Origin of the sequence: Flavobacterium sp., from assembly GCF_043773265.1 — a bacterium.
Lineage (GTDB): Bacteria > Bacteroidota > Bacteroidia > Flavobacteriales > Flavobacteriaceae > Flavobacterium.
On record NZ_JAYVFH010000236.1, the window covers coordinates 1 to 5,067 of the forward strand.

Here is a 5,067-nt window from a genome sequence, read left to right on the forward strand (position 1 = left end):
TTCTGCGTGGCTTAAAGTCAAATCTTTGAGTAGGTTAGGAGATTTAAAAAAGAAGTGTTTAGAATCGGTTGTAATGTGAAAACGTTTGGTTTTCTTAACCAATAAACCATAACTTCTAAGTAAGTCAAATAAAGCATCTCTTCCCATTTTGATATTGTTTTTAATTAAATCATTTTCAATGTGTTGCATAAGTTTTCTTGTGCCTGTTTTAGGCATTTTGATTCTGATTTTGCTTACTAAATCTAGAACAATTTTGTTTTGTTGTTCTTTGATAAAATCATATTTAATTCTTTGATAATAAGCTTGTTTGCTTATTCCGAAGCATTGATAGAGCCACTTTGTTTTGAAAGGTTTAGTCGCTTTTTCTCTATCTCTTTTGCTAATGCTTCGGGCAAATACTTTTTTGAAAGATGCTCTCCTGTAATGTTTTCAAAATCTGCAATAATGTCTTGTTGAAAGTCTTTTACAAACTCCAGTTCTTCAATGCGTTCTCGTAGTTTTTTAATCTCTATGTTCTTACTCATGGCTTTAGATTTAGCTTCAAAGTTAGATAATTTCTTAATCCAATAAGCAAGAGTTCCTCTAGAAATGCCATATTTTTTAGAAGCATAGTTGGCAGAAATTTGTCCATTATTAATTTCGTCAATGATGGAAAGTTTGAGATCAAAGCTTATTTTTTGATACTCATTTTTTCGGCAGGGTTGTTTTTTGTTTGTTTCCATAGGATACTAAAAGTGTTTAATTTTTAGTCAACCTATTTTAGGACGAGAGTGTTTCCACACTGACGGCTAACGTTCTCAGGCTTTATGTCTGTTGCGTATTTTAAAGACTGGCGATAACAAATATACCGAAAACTTTGAAAGAAAAAACGTGAATAAAAATAAAAAAATATTCACTAAACTTTCCAAATAAAACCCAAGCCTAGCAATAGCGTAAAACCTGTGTTGTATGAAGCCATTTTTTAATTGTTAGTAATTACAAACCTATGATTTTTTAAAATCTATATTTAACCGAACAAACTAAATATCTTGGAACAAGATCTATACTCGATTTATTGTATGTATAGTTGCTAATCGTTATAATTGTGTATTCGTTCTCGTTGCGTATGTTGTTAAATATTAGTCTATATGAAAAACGATTTCCGGTTGGGTTGTAATTAACTATTATGTTATTGAATGAATAATTTTGCTTGTTAACATTGTAAAAAGAATTATTAAATTCTGCTAACCAAGTTTTTGAAATTGCGTAATTGATATTAAGAAAAATATCTTTTGTGGTATTATTTGATTGAATGTTGTTAAATATAGATTGATTATAATTATAAGTAAAACCACAATCAAAATTTATTGGAATTTTAAAATAAGTTGTTGCCGAATATTTTAATATATTATTATAGCTTTTTGCTTGCAAAAATTCGTTTGAATTAACGTTTACAGGCATAGAATTCCATATTTGTGTTGTTTCAATTTTTGAAGCTAATTTGAGTTTACGAATGTAATTGACAAAACTGAAAGTAAAATTATAGCTTTCACCACCATTGGTTTGCTTATAAGTAGAGAAATTGAAATCATTAGTTAAGGTACTTTCTGTATTAAATATAGAATGTGATTTTATATAAAATAGGCTTGTATTTATTGAAAATCTTTTTTCATCATTATAAAAATAATATGCAAATGAAGAAACAGTATTTTTTAAGGGTTTAGTATATAATGTTCCTTTTGAAAAACTTCTGTAATCAATTAATTGATTATTAGAAGTTAGTTGATTTATTTCGGGTAAAGTATTGTTTTCTGAATGGGATAATGAAAAATTACCAAATCCTGTTTTTTTAATGTTTAATGATAAGGTTGGATTGATTAGAAAAATATTTTCTTTTGTAATTTGTGTTTTGAAAATAGTATTTAGCAAACTTATGTTTGCTGTAAAATATACTTTTTTTGAGAAATTATATCTAATGACATTGTCAAATGACATTTTTATTTGGTTAAGTTTTGTGCTGTTTTGATAGTCTATATTATTGCTATTGTTGACTAAAAAAATATTTTTAAATTGTTCATGGTTTAATTCAAATTGTAAACTATTTGTAATATCAATTTTTCTTAATTTTGAAATTAATTTAGTTTTGCCACCAATGTGAAATAGTTTGTTATTTGCTATTTGATTGATGATGTCGTTAGTATCTGCATTTAAAAAAGTATTTAGATAGGGTGAACTAATTTTACTGTTTTCGTTTATTTTATCATTTCCAAAATAAATGTAGTTATTTAAAGCTTTATTATCTGAAAGCTGGTAAGTATGGTTGAAATGATTGTAAAATGTATAATTTTCAGTTTTCGATGATTGGCGGATTTGGTCGGAATTAAAAATTAAATTGTTGTTTAACTTGTTTGGATTGTTTTTGAAAATAAACAAATTAGTGATGTAGTTTTTCTCATTTGCAAAATATTTTAGTTCCAATTCTGTTGAAGCTAATATTTTGTGATTTTTATAAAAATTGTTTTCTGTAAATGATATTGGGTTATTATCTATGTAGTATTTAGTTTCTGAAAAAGAATTTTGATTTTGATTGTCGTCTGCTACATAAACAACACCTCTTAAAGAAAGTTTTGGATTTAATTTCTTTATAAAACTCAATGAATTTAAAAATGCTTTATTAAAAATACTTTGTGTTTTACTGAAAAACTGAACTTCATTGTTGTTGATGTTGAATAGATTTCTTGCTTTGTATTCAAATCTATCATTGCTAAAAGTAGTTTTTTCAAGAACATTTGTATTAATCAAATCACTTGCTTTTTCTCCAAGATTATTATAATCGTTCAAATAAAATAGTTTTATTTTTTTCTTTAACAATCCTAAATTTAAACTTTCTTTCCAACGATTTTCTGAAATTATTCCACTACCAAGACTGATATTGCCAAACCAAACATTGGTTTTACCTTTTTTCAGTTTAAGATTTAATGCTACTTTATCAGAATTGTCAAGTTTTTTCAGAATAGGATTGTCCTCAAAGTTATCAATGATTTGAACAGCATCTAATACTTTGGCATCAAGGTTTTTTGATAAGAGTTTGTAGTTTTTATCAAACAAATCGTCGCCTTCGATTAAGAGTTTGTCAATAGCTTTTCCGTGCGCTTTTATTGTCCCATCCTTTGTTACTTCAATTCCAGGAAGCTTTTTTAAAATATCTTCAACTGTTTGTTCTGTTTTGTTTCCGAAACTTGCTACTTTAATTGTTGTTGTATCTTGCTCAACTTTTATCTTCTTGTTTGACTCGATAACTACTTCTTTAAGTGATTCTAATTTTTCTTCTAATGAAAAGTTTTGAGTAGAGTTTATATTTACTGAAAGTGTTCGTGTATTTTTTTTAAACCCTAAACAAGAAACTTCAAGAGTTATTTTTTCTGAATTAGGTTTTTCAAATGTTATAGAATAGTTACCATTTTCATCTGAGAAATTATAACCTAAATCATTTTCTTTATCATCAATTATAGAAACAGAAGCACTTTGGATGCTTCTGTTTTGGTTGTCTTTTATTACTCCTTTAATATTAATTTGTTGAGCAAATAAAGAAATAGGCAAAAGAAATAAAAAAGCTATTATTTTAATCATACTATTTAAATTCTATAAACATATCCTCTAATTTTGGGACTAAAAATACAATATCTGGATATTCTTTTTTCATTAAAATATTTTTTTCTTCAACTTTTTTTTCTTCATCTGACATAAATTTTTTGTATCCATCGTAATCACTAAAAGTTATAGACTTTTCTTTCTTGCTTTTTCTTATAAAATTTACATTTTCTTTGTTTTTTGTGGGATACTCTACGCTTTTGAAATACCAATATACGGATTTATTTGTATCATAAGCCTCTAAAATTAAACCAGGTAATCCTTGTAATTTCCATGGACCATATGGCACACCTATTTCGGTTGTAAACCAAGCTATATAATTTCTGCCTCTAAAACTTGTAGTTGCCTTTTTACATTTAAATTTCCCAATATCTTTTTTTTCATTTGTGATTTTCCATATAAATTTAGGAGTAACCTCTTTCATGTAAAAATATTTTCTATGTAAAAAGCCAGACCACATTGTTTTTTTATTTATATTATTCACAACTTGATCTCCTTGCGAACTAACTTTCATTCCTAAATAAAAATTTCCTCCTCCATTTTCATTTTCAACTACTTTTTCGTTATTAATTCTATCAGCTTTTTCTAAACTATCTTTAGCTGTAACATAGTATGACTGTTCTTTGTTAAATGTCATATAAGCACTATAGTCTTGACCTTTAGCATTGCCACTTCCTAAAGACTCTATAAAGCCATAAAATATAATACCTTTACTCTGCGAGTAAATTATATTACAAAATAATATTATAATTAATGTTTTTTTCATTTTTTATGGATTAAATTTTTTTTGATAAAATTAGCATCTTGGTTTACCAAGATGCTAATAAATAAATATTGACTAAATTTTTTAACCTGGGAATTGATTTGAACATATGTGATTAGCTATACTTAAAGCTTCACTATATGAACAGCCACTTGGACAATATATTTGTCCACTAGAGCCATCTCTACATTTATAGTTCCATGTTGTAGGTAAAACATTTTTTGCTTTTACCTCTTTACTATTAAATGAACTTAATGTAAAAATAAACAATACTGATAAAATAAGAATTTTTTTCATCTTGATTTATATTTTTTTGTTAAACAATCCCTGAACAGTTTTAATTCCACACAAGGCTTTACGGAATGTTAATTTAATTGATGTAATTTATTGTAAACGTATTTTTTCGCTCAATATTATTAATAGCTTTTCACAGAATTGTTGTATACATAATATCGTTAACTCTTTTATTTTAGCGCAAGAATAAATAATAAATTCTAATAATGTATAGGTAAAAACACCTGATTTTCAATTTATATTGTTTTTTAAGCGTTTTGTGTAGCTCAATGGTTTCATACAACGTTTTGCAGCTTGCAGAAGTGGCGGATTAAGGAAGCATAAACTTTCGGTTAAACACTGACTTTGCAAGTACAAAACCAACTTCAAATTAAGCCCAA

The 5,067-nt window shown here is 26.6% G+C and carries 4 protein-coding genes and 1 pseudogene; all 5 read right to left on the reverse strand.

Translation table 11 applies throughout. The features are described from left to right. A pseudogene (locus ACH2BO_RS12600) lies at positions 1-216 on the reverse strand (IS3 family transposase); the annotation flags it as partial. A gap of 95 nt (positions 217-311) precedes the next feature. Continuing rightward, positions 312-722, reverse strand: a complete 411-nt coding sequence (locus ACH2BO_RS12605) for a transposase (RefSeq protein ID WP_395045087.1) — start codon at positions 720-722, stop codon at positions 312-314. A gap of 271 nt (positions 723-993) precedes the next feature. Beyond that, positions 994-3,609: a carboxypeptidase-like regulatory domain-containing protein gene (locus ACH2BO_RS12610; RefSeq protein ID WP_395045088.1), complete on the reverse strand. Its 2,616-nt coding sequence runs from the start codon at positions 3,607-3,609 to the stop codon at positions 994-996. 1 nt (position 3,610) lies between these two features. After that, the gene (locus ACH2BO_RS12615; RefSeq protein WP_395045089.1) at positions 3,611-4,396 is read right to left on the reverse strand and encodes a GLPGLI family protein; all 786 of its coding nucleotides are present in this window, start codon (positions 4,394-4,396) and stop codon (positions 3,611-3,613) included. Between the two features lie 81 nt (positions 4,397-4,477). Next, positions 4,478-4,690 carry a hypothetical protein gene (locus ACH2BO_RS12620; RefSeq protein WP_395045090.1) on the reverse strand — a complete coding sequence of 71 codons (213 nt, stop codon included), beginning with the start codon at positions 4,688-4,690 and terminating at the stop codon, positions 4,478-4,480. Positions 4,691-5,067: the final 377 nt, after the last annotated feature.

Bases quoted from the DNA above. Each gene is read 5' to 3' on its own strand.
- ACH2BO_RS12605 (WP_395045087.1), bottom strand. From the start codon at position 722: ATGGAAACAAACAAAAAACAACCCTGCCGAAAAAATGAGTATCAAAAA.
- ACH2BO_RS12610 (WP_395045088.1), bottom strand. From the start codon at position 3,609: ATGATTAAAATAATAGCTTTTTTATTTCTTTTGCCTATTTCTTTATTT.
- ACH2BO_RS12615 (WP_395045089.1), bottom strand. From the start codon at position 4,396: ATGAAAAAAACATTAATTATAATATTATTTTGTAATATAATTTACTCG.
- ACH2BO_RS12620 (WP_395045090.1), bottom strand. From the start codon at position 4,690: ATGAAAAAAATTCTTATTTTATCAGTATTGTTTATTTTTACATTAAGT.